17 protein-coding genes are annotated in these 20,668 nt (G+C 62.1%); 3 read left to right on the top strand and 14 right to left on the bottom strand.

Translation table 11 applies throughout. The features are described from left to right. The first annotated feature begins 29 nt into the window (after positions 1 to 29). Entirely contained in the window at positions 30 to 2,516 is a 2,487-nt protein-coding gene (locus J8Z04_RS05500; protein WP_192848022.1) for a helicase-related protein, read from the top strand. A gap of 69 nt (positions 2,517 to 2,585) precedes the next feature. On the opposite strand, the gene J8Z04_RS05495 is transcribed toward J8Z04_RS05500, so the two are convergent. From J8Z04_RS05495 to J8Z04_RS05455, 9 genes are all read right to left on the bottom strand, one after another. Continuing rightward, positions 2,586 to 3,692, bottom strand: a complete 1,107-nt coding sequence (locus tag J8Z04_RS05495; protein WP_192848021.1) for a hypothetical protein — start codon at positions 3,690 to 3,692, stop codon at positions 2,586 to 2,588. Between the two features lie 195 nt (positions 3,693 to 3,887). Then, complete coding sequence (serS, locus tag J8Z04_RS05490; RefSeq protein ID WP_192848020.1) at positions 3,888 to 5,153, bottom strand: serine--tRNA ligase; 1,266 nt, start codon at positions 5,151 to 5,153, stop codon at positions 3,888 to 3,890. A gap of 79 nt (positions 5,154 to 5,232) precedes the next feature. After that, positions 5,233 to 6,015, bottom strand: a complete 783-nt coding sequence (gene tatC, locus J8Z04_RS05485; RefSeq protein WP_043561487.1) for a twin-arginine translocase subunit TatC — start codon at positions 6,013 to 6,015, stop codon at positions 5,233 to 5,235. A 118-nt stretch (positions 6,016 to 6,133) separates the two neighbouring features. Next, positions 6,134 to 6,742, bottom strand: a complete 609-nt coding sequence (tatB, locus tag J8Z04_RS05480) for a Sec-independent protein translocase protein TatB (RefSeq protein WP_192848019.1) — start codon at positions 6,740 to 6,742, stop codon at positions 6,134 to 6,136. 16 nt (positions 6,743 to 6,758) lie between these two features. Then, on the bottom strand, positions 6,759 to 7,391 hold the full coding sequence (gene scpB, locus J8Z04_RS05475) for an SMC-Scp complex subunit ScpB (RefSeq protein ID WP_192848018.1): 633 nt from the start codon (positions 7,389 to 7,391) through the stop codon (positions 6,759 to 6,761). Next, positions 7,384 to 8,145 (bottom strand): segregation and condensation protein A, encoded by a 762-nt coding sequence (locus J8Z04_RS05470; protein WP_081562984.1) that lies wholly within the window; start codon positions 8,143 to 8,145, stop codon positions 7,384 to 7,386. The genes scpB and J8Z04_RS05470 overlap by 8 nt, the downstream gene beginning before the upstream one ends. Before the next feature lie 18 nt (positions 8,146 to 8,163). Then, positions 8,164 to 9,342, bottom strand: coding sequence for an SPOR domain-containing protein (locus J8Z04_RS05465; RefSeq protein WP_192848017.1), 1,179 nt, complete (start codon positions 9,340 to 9,342; stop codon positions 8,164 to 8,166). Between the two features lie 3 nt (positions 9,343 to 9,345). Continuing rightward, positions 9,346 to 11,157, bottom strand: coding sequence for an arginine--tRNA ligase (gene argS, locus J8Z04_RS05460; protein WP_192848016.1), 1,812 nt, complete (start codon positions 11,155 to 11,157; stop codon positions 9,346 to 9,348). 180 nt (positions 11,158 to 11,337) lie between these two features. Beyond that, positions 11,338 to 12,513 carry a deoxyguanosinetriphosphate triphosphohydrolase gene (locus J8Z04_RS05455; protein ID WP_192848015.1) on the bottom strand — a complete coding sequence of 392 codons (1,176 nt, stop codon included), beginning with the start codon at positions 12,511 to 12,513 and terminating at the stop codon, positions 11,338 to 11,340. A 145-nt stretch (positions 12,514 to 12,658) separates the two neighbouring features. On the opposite strand from J8Z04_RS05455, the gene J8Z04_RS05450 reads away from it, so the two are divergent. Both J8Z04_RS05450 and xth read left to right on the top strand, forming a co-directional pair. Then, positions 12,659 to 12,994: a HesB/IscA family protein gene (locus tag J8Z04_RS05450; protein WP_086431131.1), complete on the top strand. Its 336-nt coding sequence runs from the start codon at positions 12,659 to 12,661 to the stop codon at positions 12,992 to 12,994. Between the two features lie 27 nt (positions 12,995 to 13,021). Beyond that, positions 13,022 to 13,792: an exodeoxyribonuclease III gene (gene xth, locus J8Z04_RS05445; protein ID WP_192848014.1), complete on the top strand. Its 771-nt coding sequence runs from the start codon at positions 13,022 to 13,024 to the stop codon at positions 13,790 to 13,792. Here xth and J8Z04_RS05440 read toward each other — a convergent pair. The 5 genes from J8Z04_RS05440 to J8Z04_RS05420 all read right to left on the bottom strand — a co-directional run bounded on the left by J8Z04_RS05440 (position 13,789) and on the right by J8Z04_RS05420 (position 20,586). After that, positions 13,789 to 14,604 (bottom strand): nucleotidyltransferase domain-containing protein, encoded by an 816-nt coding sequence (locus tag J8Z04_RS05440; protein WP_197981595.1) that lies wholly within the window; start codon positions 14,602 to 14,604, stop codon positions 13,789 to 13,791. The genes xth and J8Z04_RS05440 overlap by 4 nt on opposite strands. A 135-nt stretch (positions 14,605 to 14,739) precedes the next feature. Further along, the gene (gene aspS, locus J8Z04_RS05435) at positions 14,740 to 16,560 is read right to left on the bottom strand and encodes an aspartate--tRNA ligase (protein ID WP_043560765.1); all 1,821 of its coding nucleotides are present in this window, start codon (positions 16,558 to 16,560) and stop codon (positions 14,740 to 14,742) included. Between the two features lie 192 nt (positions 16,561 to 16,752). Then, positions 16,753 to 17,703, bottom strand: coding sequence for a GNAT family N-acetyltransferase (locus J8Z04_RS05430; RefSeq protein ID WP_081562980.1), 951 nt, complete (start codon positions 17,701 to 17,703; stop codon positions 16,753 to 16,755). Positions 17,704 to 18,033: 330 nt separating this feature from the next. Further along, a complete protein-coding gene (locus tag J8Z04_RS05425) occupies positions 18,034 to 19,650 on the bottom strand; it encodes an FAD-dependent oxidoreductase (RefSeq protein WP_192848013.1) in 1,617 nt (538 codons plus the stop codon). Positions 19,651 to 19,800: 150 nt separating this feature from the next. Then, on the bottom strand, positions 19,801 to 20,586 hold the full coding sequence (locus tag J8Z04_RS05420; protein ID WP_192848012.1) for a DUF2076 domain-containing protein: 786 nt from the start codon (positions 20,584 to 20,586) through the stop codon (positions 19,801 to 19,803). Between the last annotated feature and the right edge of the window lie 82 nt (positions 20,587 to 20,668).

Genomic DNA, 20,668 nt, shown 5'->3' with positions numbered 1-20,668 from the left:
CCCGGCCCTGCCCTCCTGAAAACACCTGCATGACAGACAGTTCCCAGCCCCACGATCCCTCCTCCTTCACCCCCGCCTCCCCGGCAGAACGTGCCCTCGAACAGGCTGAATCTGCCTTTGGGGCGCACCTGGCCATCACCCCACGGGAACGGGCCGCCCTCCTGCGGCAGGTCGCCCGCCGGCTGGGAGCCGACAAGACGGAGATCAACGAGGCCGAGCTGCTCCATGCGCTCTGCCAGGTCCGCCGCCGCAGCTGGGCCAGTGGCATGATGAACCGTGCCCATCGCAACGGAGATGTCTGGGTCCGCAAGGCCGATGTCCTTCTGGCGGCCGAACGCATCAGCGATCCGCTGATTGACGAGAACGGCCAGAACGCCGTGCTGGAAAGCGTGCTGGAAGAACGCTGGCGGGACATGGCAGACACCCCCCTGCGGGTGCTGGACGACATGCGGGCGGACTTTGCCGATGTCGGCACCTTCCTCTCCGGCACGCAGATTGAACGGCTCTCCCACAGCATCGCCCGGGCCTTTGGTGGCGTGGACCTTGGCTTCGAGGATGAGATGATCCTTGAGGAGGAACGCCGGGCACGGGAGCAGGAAGATATCCGGGCCAGGGCCGAAGCCCGCCGGGCACGGGAACTCCAGAAGATCAGGGACTGGGAAGCCACCCTTGTCGGCTTCGAGAAGGTTCCATCCCTGCTGCACTGCTCCCGCCGGGAGGCCCTGCGCTGGATCGCCGAGAACCGCATCCCCGTCGCCAAGCGGGACATGCAGCCGGACGGGCTGGAGATTTTCCATTTCGACCCGGCAGAGCTGAAAAAATGCCGCCCCCTGCTCAACAGCTGGCGACGTGGCACGGGCCAGAAGGAGAGTGACGGCTATGATGACAGCCCGCAGGCCCGCAAGGGCAATGCGGCCATCGCCCGTGTCGCCGCACTGGACCGCTTCGCCGCCCATTTCCGCACTGCCCGTGCGCTGAAACGCCGCATCACGCTGGTGACCGGCCCGACCAATTCCGGCAAGTCCCACACGGCACTGGAGGCCCTCTCCCAGGCAGAGAGCGGTCTGGCCCTCGCCCCCCTGCGGCTGCTGGCCCATGAATTCCGGGAAGCCATGCTCAGCCGGGGTGTTCCGGCCTCACTGACAACCGGAGAAGAGCGCATCATCGACCCCACGGCCCGCCATCTGGCCGCCACGGTGGAGATGTGCCCCTTCAGCAACCCTGTTGACGTAGCCATCATTGATGAAGCCCAGATGCTCAGCGACCCGGACCGGGGAGCGGCGTGGACGGCCGCCATCATGGGCGTTCCGGCACGGCACGTCTTCATCCTCGGAGCGGCGGACTGCATCCCGCTCGTCAAGCGCATTGCCGAACTCTGCAATGACCCGGTGGATGAGATCCATCTGGAGCGCAAAAGCCCGCTCCGCCCCGCCGGAACACTGGCCCTGACGGACCTGCGGGCCGGTGATGCCCTCATCGCCTTTTCCCGCCGGGACGTGCTGGACCTCCGTGCCGAACTGATGGCCCATAACCGCCGGGTCGCCGTCATCTATGGTGCCCTAAGCCCGGAAGTCCGCCGGGCCGAGGCCGCCCGCTTCAACCGGGGTGAAGCGGACATCCTCATCGCGACGGATGCCATCGGCATGGGCCTCAACCTCTCCATCCGCCGGGTGGTGTTCAGCACGCTGCGCAAATATGACGGACGGCAGACACGCAACCTTGTCTCGCAGGAAGTCAAACAGATCGGTGGACGGGCAGGCCGTTTCGGCAAGCATGAGGAAGGGCTGGTCTGCGTGCTGGAAGGGGCAGGCCGCCCCAGCTTCATCCGCCAGATGCTGGACGCTCCGCCGGAACCCACGCTGGAACTCCGCCCCCTCGTCCAGCCCGATGCGGACATCGTGCAGGCCGTTGCGCAGGAAATGGGATCAGACAGCCTTTACGGCGTGCTGACCCGCATCAAGCGGGCCGTCCTCCGCCCTGATGACCCAAATTACCGTCTGGCCGACATGGAGCAGGCTCTGGAAATTGCCGCCGCACTGGAAGGCGTGGACGGGCTGGACCTCTCCACCCGCTGGACCTACGCCATGTGCCCGATCAACACACGGGACAACGGCATCCCCCGCCTTGTGGAATGGGCCGCCCTCCATGCCCGTGGGCAGCGCATCTTCCCCCCCGGCACGGGCCGCCTCCCCGCTGCGGCCACGGCCGGGCGGGAAGAGCTGGAACGGGCCGAGAAACGCCATCGTCGCCTTGTCACATGGCGGTGGCTGGCCATGCGCTTCCCAGAGAACTATCCGGAACTCATCGTTGCCGAACGCAATGCCGCCATTCTTGATGAATGGATCGAACAGGTTCTCCGCACCCAGAGCCGGATGCGTGAATCCTCCCGCCGTCATCAGGGCCGCCGGACTGGCCCTCCCGGGCGCCAGGAAAACCATGGTCGGCCCAAAGGGCCACGAGGCAAGGCTGGAGGCTTCGAGAAGAAAAAACCACACAAACGGCGCAGGAAGGAATAATCCACCACAAAAAACGGGCGGGCCTTTCACAAGGCACGCCCGTTCCTGTTTCAGGTCAGCCAGTCAGCCTCAGCGGCTGGGAATGGTGACCATGGCCCCTTTGGCAGAAGCTGTCTCTGCAATGGCATGAATGAACTGGAGCATCGAAAAAGCCAGCTTGCTGGCCAGATCATCCTTGGCAATCCAGTACCATGATCCCTCATACTCGACGGAGGTATAAGCCTGCTCGTTGCTGGGTTTTTCCGGACTGCAATGAATGATGATGGCCGGCTGCGGTTCGTTCGGACCACGGACCACGGACGGAGCCGTGATCCCCTTGTCCACCATCTTTTTCGGCACTTCCATCGTGCTCGCAACGTCTTCCCAGATCGACAGCATGGAACGTGTCACCATCGCCACCTGGCCCGGATGATCCGCCGTACGGCCGTAGATGACCTCGGCCTGTTCACAACCCGGTGGCAACTGGAGAGCCTGCCGCACCTGCCCCTGAAGCTCGGTAATCTCCGGCGCACTGCTGTGGGGCAGCAGGATGAAGGTCCGTTCTGGCTGAGCGGGTTGCGTCTTGGTTGCCGGTGTCGGCGCAATGCTCCGGATACTCAGCGCATTGCCTGCCTGGAGTTTCCGCAGTGCCCGCAGCAGATAGGTGAAACGGATGGAAGCTTCCTTGCCTTCCGTCCCGGCAATCGTGCTGGTCGTGTTGCTGGCTGGACCGATGGACTGCATCGTCATCTGCAACAGCGTATCGACCGGCAGACCGCTGGAAATCAGCGGCAGAAGCGTCTGCGGTGAGATGGGCCGCAGGATGTTGACCGAGAACTGCATCCCGGAAACCGGCTGATACGTCACCGTCGGGCTGTCACTATAGGAATAGCCCAGCGAGCCGCCCAGTGTTCCCCCGGCACCCTGAATCCAGGGCGTACCGCTGATGTTCGCACTGGTATTCGTCTCTGCCGTATAGGCCGAGATGATCTGTGTCGGTTCGATCAATGTAGGTGACAGGGAATAGCGGAGCTGCACGATGTTGAAGAGCATCTCCTGATTCTGCTGCCGACTCATCTCCTTCTCATAATCCAGCCGGTCGCGCCGCATGTTGTGTGGCCCGATAGATGATGAGCAGGCAGACAGGGCCAATGTACCCACAGCAAAGGCACATCCCAGAAAACGAAGCAGTGTCATGAGTTATCCTGAAAAACAAAATATGCCAGAGCGTCCATGCCGCCTGCACATGATCAAGTCCACGACATCTATCACAGGCCCCCCGCCACTGACCAGCAAGCAGGCTCATGACTCAATGGAAATATTTTTCAGGCCTCAAGCACCATCAGGCAATCATCCATATCCCAGCCGATACGGATGATCCCTCCTGCTTTTTCAGGCCCGGATGACGTCCAGACCACCCATGTAGTGGCGCAGAACCTCCGGCACCCTGATGCTGCCATCTTCCTGCTGGTGGACTTCCATCAGGGCGATCATGACCCGGCCCACAGCAAGGCCGGAGCCGTTGAGGGTATGGACGAAAACCGTCGTCTTCTCCCGGCGCATCCGGGCATTCATGCGGCGGGCCTGAAAGTCCCTCGTGTTGGAGCAGGACGACACCTCACGCCATGCCTGCTGCCCCGGCAGCCAGGCTTCCAGATCGTACGTCTTTGCCGCACCAAAGCCCGTATCCCCGGCACAGAGAAGCACCCGGCGGAAGGGCAGGCCCAGCCTTTCCAGCACCGTTTCGGCAGCACGGGTCATGCGCTCATGCTCCGCGTCGCTCTCCTCCGGTGCTACGACGGACACAAGCTCACATTTGGTAAACTGATGCTGACGGAGCATCCCCCGCACGTCCCGCCCTGCCGACCCGGCCTCGGACCGGAAACAGGTGGAAAGGGTTGTCATGCGGCGTGGCAGGCTCTCGGCGGGCAGGATGTCCCCCATGACGGAAGCCGTCAGCGGCACTTCACCGGTCGGGATCAGCCAGCGGCCATCATCGGTATGGAAGGAATCCTCGGCAAATTTCGGCAGCTTGTCCGTGCCATACATGGCTGCATCATTGACGAGCAGAGGGACAGTCACTTCCTCATAACCGAATTCACCCGTATGGGTATCCAGCATGAACTGCCCCAGTGCCCGCTCCAGCCGGGCCAGGGCGCCCCGCAGCATCACGAAGCGGGACCCGGCAATTTTTCCCGCGGAGGGGAAGTCCATCATGCCCAGAGCCTCGCCCAGCTCGAAATGCTGCTTCGCCTCGAAAGCGAAGGACGGCACCTCCCCCCGCTGATGCACGACCACATTGTCGTTTTCATCCCGGCCATCAGGCACGTTTGCATCCAGCTGATTCGGCAGCTGCTGGAGCACATCATCGATACGCTTCTGTATCTCATTGGCACGGGCTTCCAGAGTGGCGATCTGGTCCCGAAGGGCAGCACCACGAGCCTCAATCCCAGCCGTATCCTCACCTTTGCGCTTGGCCTGTCCGATTTCCTTGGCCAGCCCTTTTCTCTGCCCCTGTGCCTCCTGCAACTCGGCCAGGGCGGCACGGCGCTGCTCATCCTCCTTCACGAGGGATTCAGCCACGGCGGGCAGGCCACGACGGGCAAGGGCGGCATCAAAAGCGGCGGGGTCTGCACGTAGGGCTCTGAGGTCATGCATGGGTCGGGATACTCCGCTGGGTCTCTACAACTGTCAGGGTCTGTCTATACCAGTTTCCCCTGCCGGGGAAATGTCGCCTTCAGGCGGCGTCCCCACGCTCGGGCAGGGCCTCATCATCGTCATCGGCCGTAACCGGCTTCGGCTCGACCATGCGGGCGGCAAGGATGGACACCTCGTACAGCCCGACCAGCGGTATGGCCAGCCCAAGCATGGTGATGGCATCCGGCGGGGCGATGACCGCCGCAATGGCGAAGGCACCCACATAGGCATAACGGCGGATGCGCCGCAGCAGGGCCGTACCCACCAGTCCGGCCCGGACCAGAAGGGTCAGCACCACGGGCAGCTCGAAACAGATGCCAAAGGCCATGATCATCTTCGTGACCAGATTCAGATATTCCGACACGCGGGCCTGAAGTTCAATCCCCATCTGGTTCTCACCACCAAGCTGCTGGAAGGACAGGAAGAACTTCCACGCAAACGGAAAGACCAGATAATAGGCCAGCGCCGCCCCGGCCAGAAACAGCAGCGGCGTGGCGATCAGGAACGGGGCGAACGCCTTCTTCTCATTGCGGTACAGACCCGGCGCAATGAAGATCCATGCCTGGATGGCCATCATGGGAAAAGACAGGAAGAACGCCCCGAACACGGCCACACGCACATAGGTGAAGAAAGCCTCGTACAGGGCGGTATAGATGAGATGCGGCTGCTCGCCCTTCTGCCGCATGATGCTGGCCAGAGGCGCCGCCAGAAACCGGTATATCTCGCCGGAAAAATGATAGCAGACGAGAAAGGCCACCACAAAGGTTGCCAGAGACCAGATGAGCCGCCGCCGCAGTTCCATCAGATGATCAAGCAGAGGCATGGGCGTATCACCGGCCACGCTGCGCTCCTGCGCCTGCCCTGGCACCGTTCCGTCTCCCGGCGCCCCAGCAGGCTGCTCCACCTGCTGGGCGGGTGTCCGTGCCGTATCACCGGATGTCTCAGGCTGAACCATGCTGCGGCTCTCCTTTCATGCTCTCAGAGGGCTGGGCTGCTGTCAGGATGGCCGCACGACGACCATTATGCAGGGCAATCTCCGGCGGAAGAAATGCCGGACGGTGCCAGTAACGGGATTCCTCGATCAACCGCAGGGCTGTTGTCGGAGGAAGGATGGCCGGGGCACGCTCCAGCGCTTCTGCCTGTGCCTGCATACGGGCGTTATGAGGCTGGGCGGGGGGAACATGGGACCGGGAGCCCCCCAACTCCTCACTGCCCGGTGCGGGCGGTGGTGGCGGTGGTGGCGCCATGGGCATCCCTTCCTGCCGCCCAACATCCAGCTGCCTGTCCAGCGAGCGGTCCGGGTCAATGGCCCTGCGCAGCTGCTCCCGTGGGCTGAACTGCCTGATCTCCCGCAGCTGGTCCCTCGCCTCGCTGAGATCCGCCTCCTTGACCATCTCATCAATATGCTGCTGGAACTCTGCCCCCAACCGACGGATGCCCTTTATGGCTCTGGACAGGGTCCGCATGGCTACCGGAAGGTCCTTGGGGCCGATGCAGACGAGGGCCACGATCGCCAGAAGGGCAATTTCTGTCCAGCTCAGGTCGAACATCGGTGGCCATCTCCCCTCATGAAGGCTGTATGGTGTCTTCTAGCCCAGTTCCCGCCCCATCGGAAGAAGGCTCGAAAAGCAATTCCTCCCTACGGGGCAGGTCTGCAAGGCTTGCAAGGCCAAACAGTTTCAGGAACTGGGGCGTCGTTCCCCACAGTACGGGACGGCCCGGTACCTCCTTGCGACCCTTGGGCGTGATCAGCCCTTCCTCCAGCAATGTATCAAGAATGCTCTGCCCCAGCCGGACCCCGCGGATCGTCTCGATCTCCACCCGGGTGCAGGGCTGGTGATAGGCCACGATGGCCAGAGCCTCCAGTGTCCCCTGGCTCAGCCGTCTCGGCCGCTCGATCACCCGTGCCAGAGCCGGGCCGAACATGGCTCTCGTCCGAAACTGCCAGCCACCGGAAATGGCCTGAAGCTCCACCGCATGGCCCCTGTACCGCTGGGCTACCCCATCCAGCACGGCACCCGGACTGTCGGCCTGTGCCTCCAGCCCCTGCTCCCGCAGAAGCCCCACAATGCTGCTGGCCGTCACCGGCCCTGCACTGGCAAAAAGCAGAGCCTCCACGAGGCTTACAGCTCTGGCAAACTCATCCTGCCCGGCCATGTCCGGCGGGAGCTGCTGAAAGGCTGGCCCTCTCTCATTCATGCCCGGTCTCCTCTCTTTCCCGCCATTCAATAGTGCCGAAGGCCCTGTCCTGCCGCAGCTCCAGCCTGCCGCCACGGGCCATTTCCAGCCCGGCCATCAGGGCACCGGCCAAAGCAGCCCGCTTCTCCAGCGCTCCACCTTCCATCAGCTCTGGCAGAACATCTGTCAGGGACTGCCAGCCTGCCACCCGCCTGCGCCCCAGCAGGCGGGCCAGAGCCTCCCGCGCCTGCTGGGCACTCCAGTACCGTGCCACACGGGGGGAATAGGTCCGCTTGCGCCCTCCCCGCCGCCGTGCCGCCAGATAGGCCAGAACAAGGGACGGCACATCCCCCTTCAGCGGTGCCATTTCAATCCGTGTGTGATTTTCCGCCTCGGCCCGGGCGAAAACATCCCGTCCCAGCCGTGGCTGTTCCTCCAGCCAGGCGGCCGCCCGGTGCATCTGCTCCAGGTCGATCAACCGCTCATGCAGCTGGCCCGCAGCATCCTCCGCTTCATCATCCTGCTCGGCCGAGGGCAGAAGAAGGCGGGACTTCAGCCACGCCAGCCAGGCTGCCATGACGAGCCAGTCCGCCGCAATTTCCAGCCGCAGCGCCGCCGCCCCCTGCCGGGCCCGCTCCACAACCTCCAGATACTGCTCACTGAGCTGGAGAATGGAAATCTGCTGGAGGTCCACCTTCTGGGAACGTGCAAGGTCAAGCAGAAGGTCCAGCGGTCCCTCGAATCCCTCCAGCACGAGATGCAATGCGTCACTCACTGGCTGATGCTGCCACGATCAGTTCGTCGCCACGGCGCAGGCCTGTGCCTGTGCATGCAGCCGGACACAGAGCTGGCGTGCCGCCGCCCTGTCTTCGAACCCGCCTATGCGCAGCCGAATGAAGGTTTTCCCGTCCCGTTCCACCTTCCGGTAGACCGGATCATACCCTCCCAGAAGGTCGGGCAGCCTGTGGCGCAGGCGGCTCCATTCCTGCCGGGCCTGATCCTCACTGGCCAGAGCAGCAAGCTGGACCTCATACCGCCCTGCCGCACCTGTTTCAGCAGCCTTTCTGCGAGGTCCCTCAGAAGACACCATCGGGGTGGCAGGCTTTGCCCGGGCGGGTACAGGCGGCGGCAACGCCTCATCAGACACATCATCCCCAGCAGCCTTGCGGGCCAGCGGTGCCTTCCGCTTTGGCGTCTCCACCCTGCTGCTGGCCTCATCCGGGCTGTTGTCCGCCTCATCGGCCTCATCCCCAGCATCGGATGATGGCTCACGCTTCTTCGGCGCGGACACTGTGGCTGAGGACGCCCCCTTATCCGCCACATCTCCCTTTGCCGTCTGATCCGCCGTATCATCTGGCGGCAGGGACGTGCTCTGGATGTCCCCGCCCTGGGTCACGCCACCTTTTCCAGCATCCGCGTCCCCTCCGGAGGCAGCCACCTGTTTCCCGGGCGACACTGCATCCCCTGCCGGTCCGCTATTGGCAGACGCTACCTTCTGGGCCGCTTCTCCCGCCCCAGGCCCGGAGGCGGACGGTGCCAGACGACCGGCCAGCAGGCTGGCATCCGGCTGTTCAGGCGGGGGAGCCAGATGCACGGCTCCACGACCGGTCACATCGCTCTTCGTGGTGTCATCACCCATGACCATCATGCCACCCGGATCAGCCGGACGATCCTTCACAGGGTAAGGTGGCGGACCGATGACCGGAACACCAGACGGATGATGGCTGGCCATCCAGCTCCAGACCCCACCAATCCCCAGCAGCAACGCAGCCCCGATCACGCCAAGCAGCATCAATCCCCGTGTGCCGGACTGCCCCCCCATGAGCGACGCCAGCAGGCCTGACCGTACCTCGGCCCGTTCTCCCCGAGATTCATCAGGGCGACTGCGGGGCGGCCTGCGGCTTCCTCCCCCCAGGCGGTCATCAGCCTGAGGGGGCGCTATGTCGTTATGGTGATCGTCCGGCATGGACATGGTTCAGCGCAGCTCCTCTACGGCTTCGACACCAAGGATGCCAAGGCCGATCCGCAATGTTGAGGCAATGGCGGCCACGAGGGCCAGCCGGGCCTTGCTGGCCTCCGGTGCATCATCCTGGATAAAACGCAGGCTGGTTTCCTCACGTCCCCGGTTCCAGAGCGCATGGAAGTCCGATGCCAGATCGATGCAGTATGTGGCGATGCGGTGCGGCTCCCGGGCAAGAGCGGCAGCCTCGACCTGCCGTGGCAGGCTGGCAATGCGGCGCAGGACGGCCAGCTCCTCATCCGCCGTCAGGATGGACAGGTCCTGCCCGGCGAGCGCCTCGTCCGTCACGGCGGCGGCACCATAGGTTTCTTCTCCCAACCGCAGGACGGACCGGCAGCGTGCATGGGCATAGTTGACGTAGAAGACCGGGTTGTCCCGGGTCTGCGCCACGACGGCGTTCAGGTCGAACTCCATCTGCGCATCGGCCTTGCGGGTCAGCATGGTGAAGCGCACGGCATCCCGGCCCACCTCATCAATCAGATCCCGCAGCGTGACGAAGGTCCCGGCCCGCTTGGACATGCGCACCGGCTCACCGTCCTTCACCACACGGACGATCTGGCACATGACGACCTCAAAATCCGTCTTCCCTTCCGTCAGGGCGGCGACGGCAGCCCTCATGCGGGAGACATACCCGCCATGGTCAGCTCCCAGAACATCGATCAGCAGATCGGAGCGGGACGCCTTGCGGGCGTGATAGCCGACATCATTGGCGAAGTAGGTGTTGGACCCGTCAGACTTCCGCAGGGCACGGTCCTGATCGTCACCGAATTCGGTGGAACGGAACAGCGTCTGCGGGCGGGCTTCCCAGTCTTCCAGCTTCTTGCCCTTGGGGGGCTCCAGCACGCCTTCGTAAAGCAGGCCACGCGTCTCAAGGCTGGCAATGGCGGCATCAACCTCGCCGCTCTTCAGCACTTCGGCCTCGCTGCTGAAAATCTCGTGATGGATACCCAGAGCGGCAAGGTCATCCCGGATCATGCCCATCATGTGCTCAAGGGCTTCCGCACGGACGGTCCCGAACCATGTGTCTACCGAGGCCACGCCACCATCGGCAGATGCGAGGGAGCGACCATGCTTTTCGGCCAGTGCCTGCCCGACGGCAATGAGATACTCACCCTGATATTGCAGGCCGCTGGGTGCCAGCTCTCCGAATTCCTCGGCAGGAATATCCGTACCGATGGCCTGAAGGTAGCGCCAGTAGGCGGCCCATGTCAGGGCGATGACCTGTGCCCCGGCATCATTGACATAATACTCCCGTGTGACCCTGAAACCTGCCGCCTCCAGCAGGTTGGCCAGCGCATCCCCCACAACAGCACCACGGCAATGACCGACATGCATCGGGCCTGTCGGGTTGGCGGACACATATTCCACATTGGCACGGCGCCCCGCCCCGAGGGTGGACCGCCCATAGGCGGCCCCACGCTTCAGCACGGCCCGGGCGACATCGTGAAACAGCTCCGGCTTCAGCGTCATGTTCACGAAGCCCGGACCGGCCATCTCCACATGGGCGATCTCCGGCAGGGCGGCCAGCTCGGCCACCAGCTCCCTGGCGATTTCGAACGGCTTGCGCTTTGCGGGCTTGGCGGCCAGCAGGGCGGCATTGGTGGCCATGTCCCCATGGGCGGCATCACGGGGAGGCGTGACCTCCACCCGGGCTGCGACATCGTCCGGCAGGTCTGGCAGAACGGCCTTGAGAGCTGTTACGACCTTCTCCCGCATGATGGCGAAAAGACAATCCGGGGATGATGCTGTCGGGGCAATGCCGGCCATATTCTGCAACTTTCTCTATCCAACCTGTCAAAATCCCCTGAAAGGGGGTCATGATCCACTACATGACAGGCCACCAGAACTGCCTGCCATCCTTGTTCCGTGCCACTATAAAAGCCACCGCCTCTTTTTGGAACAGCCCAGCAGGCACTCGCTGCCAGAACAGGCGATTCTTGCAACCTCTTACCCCAGAACGGACAGGTCCATCAGGCGGCGATGTTCCTCCATGGCGAAACGGTCTGTCATCCCGGCAATATAATCAGCCACGACACGACGTGCAGCAGCCTCGTTGCCTGCACGTCGCCGCTCCAGGGCCAGCTCCTGCCAGGGCGTGGGCAGAAGTTCCGGCTCATCCCCCAGAATGGCACATATGTCGGCCAGAGCGATGCGGGCCTTGCGGGTCATCCGCCGGACACGCCAGTGGCGATACATCCGGGCGTGAAGGAATGTGCGGATTTCCTTGTTCCGGTCTGCCATTTCCGGAGAAAATTCGACGATGGCACGACCCGCATGGCGTACGTCATCGGCACTCTGCGGCTTCAGCTCATCCAGAGCTTTCCGGCTCTGTTCAATCAGGTCGCTGACGAGCCGATTGATGACACGCCGGACCGTTTCATGACGGATACGCTGGTCACGGTCGAACGCTCCATGCCCTGACCAGTTCAGAGACCGGGCCTCCTCGAGGCAGGTTTTCAGCAGGGGAACCGCCTCGATGTCCTCAAAACTCAGAAGACCGGCACGGAGACCATCATCAAGGTCATGCCCGTGATAGGCCACGTCGTCACAGATGGCGGCGATCTGCGCTTCCACGGAGGCATGGCTGGAGAGTTCCAGCGGGTAGCGCCCATCAAAACTGGCCAGCCACGGTGCAGGACGGCGGACAGGCCCGTGATGTTTCGCCAGCCCCTCCAGCGTTTCCCATGTCAGGTTGAGGCCGTCGAAACCATGATAGCGGGCCTCGATCTCGGTGACCTGCCGGAGGGACTGGATATTGTGGTCGAACCCGCCCCAGTCCTTCATGGCGGCCTGCAACGCATCCTCACCGGCATGACCGAAAGGCGTATGGCCAAGGTCATGCGCCAGGGCGATCACCTCCGCAAGGTCCTCGTTGACACCGAGTGTCCGGGCAATGGAACGGGAAATCTGGGCAACTTCCAGCGAATGGGTCAGGCGGGTACGGAAGAAATCCCCCTCGTGATTGAGGAAGACCTGCGTCTTGTACTGCAGCTGACGGAAACCGGATGAATGAAGCACCCTGTCCCTGTCACGCTGCCACGGCGTGCGGGTCTGGCTCTCCTCCTCCGTGAACTGACGCCCACGGGCACCCTGCCGCTGCACTGCGTATCTGGCCATTTCCATCTGCCATCCCCATATCCGAGCGGGCCGCACGAAGCATACAGCCTTTCCGGTTTCGATTCTTGGCGGCCGGCCTTATAGTGTCAACATCTCTCCGCCATGTATGCTGCAATGGCGTGAAATTTTGTGATGATTATGGAGATTGTCCGTGGCCGATTTTAGCATTTCAGGGGCGGCAGCTGCCCGCATTGCAGAGATCATCAGCCAGCAGTCCGAACCGGACGGCATGGCCCTGCGTGTGTCCGTTCTCGCCGGAGGATGCAATGGCTTCCAGTACCAGTTCAAACTGGTGCGGGAGAAAGAGGCTGGTGACCATCTGATCGAAAAGGACGGGGCCCGCGTGTTCATCGACCCCGTCAGCTTCGACCTTCTGGAAGGGGCCGAGCTGGACTTCATCGACAAGCTGATGGGTGCCCATTTCACCGTCAACAACCCCAACGCCGCCTCATCCTGCGGGTGTGGCAGCAGCTTCTCCCTCGCCTGACTTTTCACTCTGGAGGCCCTCCACCCCATGTCCCTGACCTTTGCCAGCTGGAACATCAACTCCATCCGCACCCGTGCCCATCTGGTAAAGGACTGGCTGGACCGTAACCCGGACTGCACCCTGCTGTGCCTTCAGGAGATCAAGTGCGAGGCGCACCAGTTTCCGAAACTCTTTGAGGAAGCCGGATTTCACGTCGCCGTGGCGGGGCAGAAGGCCTATAATGGGGTGGCTCTCATCAGCCGTGTCCCTCTGACCGTCACGACCGATCATCTGCCCGGCTTCGAGAGTGACGAGGCCCGCTACATCGAGACGGAGCTTGAAGGGGTCACCATCGGCAATCTCTACCTGCCCAATGGCAATTCAGGCGGGGACGCCGGTTTCGCCAAGAAGCTGAACTTTCTTGAGGCCCTGCACCAGCGGTCCCTGACCCTGCAGAAAGAGGGACGATCCTTTGCCTTCATCGGGGATTACAATGTCTGCCCGACAGAAGAGGATTACGCCCCCAAGGCCCTGTCCCCGGACGATGCCCTGCTCCGCCCGGAAAGCCGTGCGGGCTTCCGCCGCCTTCTCTGGTCCGGCCTGACGGACGCCTTGCGCTGCCTGCACCCTGCTGGGCGGCATTACACGTTCTGGGACTATCAGGCGGGAGCCTACCAGCGCAATTCCGGCCTGCGGATCGACCATGCCCTGCTCTCCCCCCGCCTTGCCGACCGCCTGACCGGCTTCACCATCGACAAGGACGAACGGGGACGGGAAAAGCCATCCGACCATGTGCCGGTAGTGGTCAGCCTTTCCTAGAACTCGGCTTTCACCAGCTTCCGAAACAAGGCTTCGGCCTGCTCATGCACGTCCATGCCCGGCCTTGGCAGGGTCATGGCCTCGGCATGGGCGAATTCGGCTTCGATCAGCTCATTCACGGCAGGAATGGAGGGGCCGCTCTGCTGCTCCCGGCTTCTGGACTTGAGGTGCAGCAGCTCCCGGATGGGCCTGAGCACGGCGGCCGGAAGGTCGCAGCCCTGACAGAGGGCCTGAAAGTTCATCGGAGGCTGGCCATGCTCATGCAGGCGCATCCAGCGTAAGGCCATGGCTGGACGAAGTGCATAGAAGAGCCGCTTGTAATGCGTGCTGCCATCCTCCCGGATCGCCCGTCTCCAGCTGTTGCGGCCCAGATTCAGGTAGTGAAGCTGGCAGCTCAGTCCAGCTTCGACCTGTCTGGCAAAAGCAGCCAGCTCATCCGCTTCCTCCCGCCACAGATAACGCACCGGGCTGACCAGCCACTCCATCAGGGTTGGATTGGGTTTCGTCAGCAGGTTCAGGGCCTTGCGCAGGTCCCAGCCATTCACGTCCAGATCATCGGAAATGGGCAGCTCGATCACGTCCCGGCCCGGCTTCAGGGACAGGTACCAGTCCAGCCTGTGACGGTAGATGAAGCGGACATCGTAGTCACTGTCCGGTGAGGGAAAGCCCCAGGCACGGCTGCCGCTCTCCACGGCGAACAGGATGTCAACATCATGGTCCCGCTCGATCTGACGCAGGATGGTCATGACCTCCTCCCGTACGGCCGGTGCAATTTCCGGCACATAATCCGGCATGATCTCATCAAAATTCATGACAGGTCTCCTTCCCTTTCTTTCCCAGAATGGGACAGAGCGGCGCAGGAAGAAACACCTGACACGAAAAAGGCCGGAGCGGATCGCGCCGCCCCAGCCTTGCCCGGATCAGATCAACAGATCAGAGAACCAGAATCAGCCCTGCTTTTCCTGAGCTTTGCTGCCACCAGCGGAGGGCTTCGGCTTGGGCAGGTCCAGCTTGAGGGAAAGTTCCTTCAGGCGGGCAGGCTCGACCGGAGCCGGAGCTTCCATCATCAGGTCCTCACCGCTCTGGTTCAGCGGGAAGAGAATGACCTCACGGATGTTCGGCTCATCGGCCAGCAGCATGACGATACGGTCCACACCCGGCGCAGCGCCACCATGCGGCGGGGCACCATAACGAAACGCATTGAGCATCCCGCCAAAGCGGGCCTCCACCACATCCGGGCCATAACCGGCGATCTCGAAGGCCCGCAGCATCACGTCCGGCAGGTGGTTACGCACGGCACCGGAGGACAGCTCCACACCGTTACAGACGATGTCGTACTGATAGGCCTTGATGGTCAGCGGGTCCTGCGTGTTCAGGGCTTCCAGACCGCCCTGCGGCATGGAGAACGGATTGTGGGAGAAGTCGATCTCGCCCGTTTCCTCGTTGCGCTCATACATCGGGAAGTCCACGACCCAGCAGAAGCGGAAGGCATTCTTCTCGATGAGATCCAGATCGGTCGCCACCTTCGTCCGCACCACGCCGGAGAACTTGACGACCTCATCCCCCTTGCCCGCTGCAAAGAAGACCGCATCACCGGCCTTCAGGCCGCAGATTTCACGGATTTTCTCGACACGGTCAGCTTCCAGGTTCTTGGCGATCGGCCCCTTGCCACCTTCCTCATCAAAAATGATGTAACCGAGGCCCCCGGCCCCCTGATCCCGTGCCCAGTTATTGAGCTTGTCGAAGAACGCCCGGGGGCGGCTGCCCGCACCCGGTGCGGGGATGGCACGCACACGGCCACCAGAGGCTGCAATGCGGGCGAACAGACCGAAACCGGAGTCAGCGAACTGTTCCGTCACGTCCCTGATGATGAGCGGGTTGCGGAGGTCCGGCTTGTCGGACCCGTAATCCCGCATCGCATCGGCATACGGGATGCGGGGGAAGGCCCCGTCCGTGATCTTCCAGCCTTCCGGTGTGAATTCGTTGAACACGCCAGCCAGAACCGGCTCCAGCACGCTGAAAATGTCTTCCTGCGTGACGAAGGACATCTCGAAATCGAGCTGATAGAACTCGCCAGGGCTGCGGTCCGCACGGGAGGCCTCATCACGGAAGCAGGGGGCGATCTGGAAATAACGGTCGAACCCGGCCACCATCGCCAGCTGCTTGAACTGCTGCGGAGCCTGCGGCAGGGCGTAGAACTTGCCGGGATGCAGACGGGCCGGAACGAGGAAGTCCCGTGCGCCTTCTGGGGAGGAGGCCGTCAGGATGGGAGTCTGGAATTCCGTGAAGCCCTGCTCGACCATGCGGCGGCGCAGGCTGGTGATGACCTGGCTGCGCAGCATGATGTTGCGGTGCATCTTCTCCCGGCGCAGGTCGATGTAACGGTATTTCAGGCGCAGGTCCTCGGGATAGTTCTCCTGCCCGGCCACCTGGAAGGGCAGAACCTCCGCCCGGGACTGCACGTCAATCCCGCTGGCCCGGACCTCCACATCACCCGTTGGCAGGGAAGGGTTGCGCTGCCCCTCCTCACGCACCACGACCTCACCCGTCACGGTGATGACGCTCTCCACCCGCAGACGCTCGGCCTGTTCCAGCAGCGCCCCTTCGGACGGAACGACGATCTGCGTCACGCCATAATTGTCCCGCAGGTCGATGAAGAGCAGCCCGCCATGGTCACGCTTGCTGTGAATCCAGCCCGACAGCCGTACGGTCCTGCCTGCATCATCAGCACGCAGGGCGTTGCAGAAATGGGTACGGTACTGATGCATGAATTCAAACCTCGTCAATCTGTCTGTGACCCGGCTCCGCACAGGCTGTGCCCAATGCTCCGGCTCGCTACATGGAATGGCGGCCACGCCCTGAACGCAGCTCTCCCCGTAAGGGATTTCCTACCCCAATCGTGGTGGAAAAGCCAATCCTAATCAGCGCCACCACCCCGGAACTAGGGCCAGATGATGACCTCAGAAAAGATCGTAACCCCGGTACTTCCTGAGCACATGCCGCCGGACAACATTGATGAGACGGCACTTCATGGCGTAAAGGGGCGTCTCGAAGCGGATTTCCGGCCTTATGACCGGCTTCTGCCCGAAACTGGCCAGCATCTTGGCCGTTCTGACAGACCCGAAACCATCGAAATCAAAAATCAGGTTGCGCCTCTTGGCTTCCTCGATCGCCTTCCAGATCAGCAGCATGTTCATGCCCGGCACTCTGGAGCGGCGGACACGGACGGCCTGCCAGTAGTACAGCACCCTGTCATCCCAGACGAGCAGGGCTGCCGAGACGGGCACGCCCCCATCATGAGCATAGAGCGCCATGGCCTGGTCCCGATTACGGGCCTCCGTAAACAGGTCTTCCAGCAGGGCATAGTCATGATGGTTCTGTGGCAGTTCCTGCCTGACCAGGTCGATGAACGGAGCCACATCCCCAGACTGCTGGACAGTGAGTTTTTTATCCGCCGTGCGGATGAGGTTGCGGGTCTTCTGGTCACAATCCTGCCAGGCCATGTCCAGCGTTTTTTCAGGCATGATGCGGAAGGTGAAATCCTGGTACACCCTGAACCCAGCCAGCCTGAACGCAAAGGAGGACGCATTGTCGGGGTCCAGATAGAAATGGACACCATGATATTTGGGCAGGCTGGCAACGGTCCTGTCCACGACATGCCTGATATTTTGCTCCTGGCGAAATGTTTTTGATGGTGGCAGAGCAAAATCCGGCCCCAGCGTGCGGGTATATTTGGGCATCCTGATGACAGGAGAGCCAAGCCTCTTTTTCATTACGAAAGGAAAACGGGAAACAACCCTGCCCCCCATTTCCACATCAATGAAGGACACTGCCTGCCGACTGGCCGTAGCAAGCCACCATTCCTGATGAAAAATGGAAGTATGCGGACGAGACGGTGCAGTATCTGGCATAATATCTCAATACATGTTGTAACAAAAGAATGGATGGCGCCTCATAGCACTTGCATAATCATATAAAAATTAATTATTTTTTTAATTTGCAAATCCAGACCACATGAAACATTCATAATGTATCATTAATATTTCTTTTTGGTAAAAACAGAACTTACAATTATTGCAGAGCAGATACGAAGACTCTCACTTGTACCCACGGCATGAGCATGAGCTGACAGTCATGCCATCCCCTGTCCCTCTCCCGACAAAACAGCTGCGGAAACAGAAAACGGCTGCCCTGCAGAAGGCAGCCGTTAACCATGTGGAACAAACAGGATGCAAGCCCTATCACACGATGCTTGTCCGCACCTCTTTTGCAACGAACCCATTAAAATCGACCGCAGCACGAGCCATGGCGGAAGACCGGCCAGCCGAAACCAGCGCCACCACCTTCTGCCCCCTCATGTAAGCCGCCATGAAGTCGAACCCGCTCAAGTCCCCTTCTATCAGGACCCGGTCGAACGGCTCTCCCCACCCCATATATTCCAGCTTTTTGCCGAACTGCTGGGTCCAGTACCAGGGGATGGGCATGGGCTGCCGGGACAGACCAAGAATAGTCCGGGCAGCGGCCCGCCCCTCTATCTGCGCCTGACGCCAGTGTTCAATGCGACAAAGCGTTCCTTCATGTTGGAAGGCGGCCACATCCCCCGCCGCATAAATGCCGGGCAGAACCCGCATGTCCTCATCCACAACAATGCCAGACACCCCACCATCAGCGTCCGTCCCAACATCATCAGGCAGGAAACTGCGGCATGGCTCATTGCCGACAGCCACCAGAACATGGGTGCAGGGCAGCTTCATGCCATCATCAAGCTCGATGCCCTCCACATGGTCCTTTCCGTATATGTTCACCACTTCACTATCCGTGATGAAAGCTACGCCATTGTCAGCATGCAGGCGCAGCAGGATGCGCCCGACCTCCCGCCCCCACTGGGCCTCCATGGGAATGACCTGCTCCGGGGCAATCACCGTCACACCAGCCCCTTTCTGCCGCAGGGCAGAAGCCAGCTCCAACGTGGTCAGCCCGCCACCTATCAGCACGACAGCCTGCTCCCCCGTGATCTCCTCTGCAATCTGGCGGGCATCTTGCACGCCATGCATGGTCATCACCCCGGTCAGCTCGATGCCAGGAAGATCCGGCTTCGCAGGCCGCCCCCCTGTCGTGATCAGCACATGGTCCGCACTGTAATCCCGCCCGTCAGCCAGTTCGACACGCTTTGCCGTGCAGTCCAGACTGGTGATTGTCCCCTGCACACGGGTGATCTCATGATGGGCAAAAAAAGCATCATTCAGCAGCAGCGGAGGCTGAACCTTGTCCGGCCCCCCAAGAAAAATGCCCTTGCTGAGCGATGGACGGTCATAAGGAGGCAGGCTCTCATCTCCGATGAGGATGATGCTACCGGCAAAACCCTCCTCACGCAGGGTATAAATGGCACTGGCTGCCGCCGCACCACCACCCAGCACCAGCACGGAACTGTCCTCCATGCAGGGCTCAGGAACTCTGGCAGGCAAAGGACTGACCCCGACCAGCACCCGCCCCTCCACGAGGCGGACAGGATAGACGGGCAGGCCAGAAAAGGCGACCGGCTCCTTCACCCGGCCATCCCGTACGCCAAACACCGCCTTGTGCCACGGGCAGACAATCACATCACCGTGAGCCTTGCTGTAACAGTGCAGACGCCCCCGCAGCGGCGCCCCCTTGTGCGGGCAACGCCCCCCCAGCGCATGAACCTCCCCCCCGACACGCACGAGAGCAATGGACTGCTCCTTGATGATGACAGAAAAAACCTCTCCTTCCCTGACATCCTCAACAGCAGCCACATCATACAGGGTCCGGTCCGGCTGCTGGTCCGGTGTCTCAGCGCTGGCATCAGGCCCGAGAACGGGCTGGGGGGCTTTTTCCATAACTCTCTGTCCTGTCCCTTTCTGTCAGCCCCTGGCGGTCACATAGCCTGTTCCGAACATGGGGCCATCACGGCCGGAATATGTACTCCATGATGACAAGACGGGGCCCCTGAAGGCCCCGCCTGCATCATGCTCCGTTCGGAGCCGATCTCAGAAAAAATCGTCCCTGTCGATGTCATCACCACCGAAGCCACCGCCATTATCAACCGGCGCATCCTGCGGGCCAAAATCCTGCGGAGAGAACCCTGCGGCATCTGTCCCGCTTCCGGCAAACGGATCAGAATAATTGTCCCCATAATTGTTGATGATGGTCGTTTCACTGCCAAAACCATCGCCAGCACCACCGACACCTTCATGGCCATGCTCCCCGGAGAACAGACCCTCCAGCGCATGGGCCGCCATCATCCCGCCTGCGACACCGGCCGCCGTGGACAGGGCAGACCCCAGAAAGCCGGAACCGGACCGCCCGAACATACCCGGCTGATAACCCGGTGGCGGGGCATAACTCCGCCCCATCTCCGGCGCAGCAGCACCAGAGGCAGGCCCCCAGCCCGGTGGCAGGGCGGCCCCGCGAGGCGGTGGAGCGGACGCAGAAGCCCCCCGACCGAACAGCCCGGAGAAGAACCCACCTGACTGCTGCCCCGGCTGACTGGCCTGCTGCTGGAGCTGGGCGATCTGCCCCCTCGCCTGCTGGAGCTGGAACTCCAGATCACGGATGCGGGCCTGCGCCTGGGAGAGAGCCGCCTCCTGCACGACAGCCAGCTGCGTGATACGGTAGCGGGCCTCCGGGAAACGCTGGAAATTCTCGGCGATGAAACGGTCTGCCTCCGGGTCGATCGGCGGCAGGGACGCCGGGCTCTGGCCATTCGGCAGCCCCACGCCTCCCCCAACACGGGCAACAAAGCGACTTATGAGATCACGTTCTTCCGAGTTCATGGGCGTGCTGTCCTTCACAACTGCTCCGCAGCCCCTGCCCGCCCGGGCGGGGCGCGACATGGGCGCTGTCTCTTCATGCCAC

Source organism: Bombella apis (assembly GCF_018221685.1).
GTDB lineage: Bacteria > Pseudomonadota > Alphaproteobacteria > Acetobacterales > Acetobacteraceae > Bombella > Bombella apis.
This window is presented reverse-complemented; position numbering and strand designations above follow the sequence as displayed.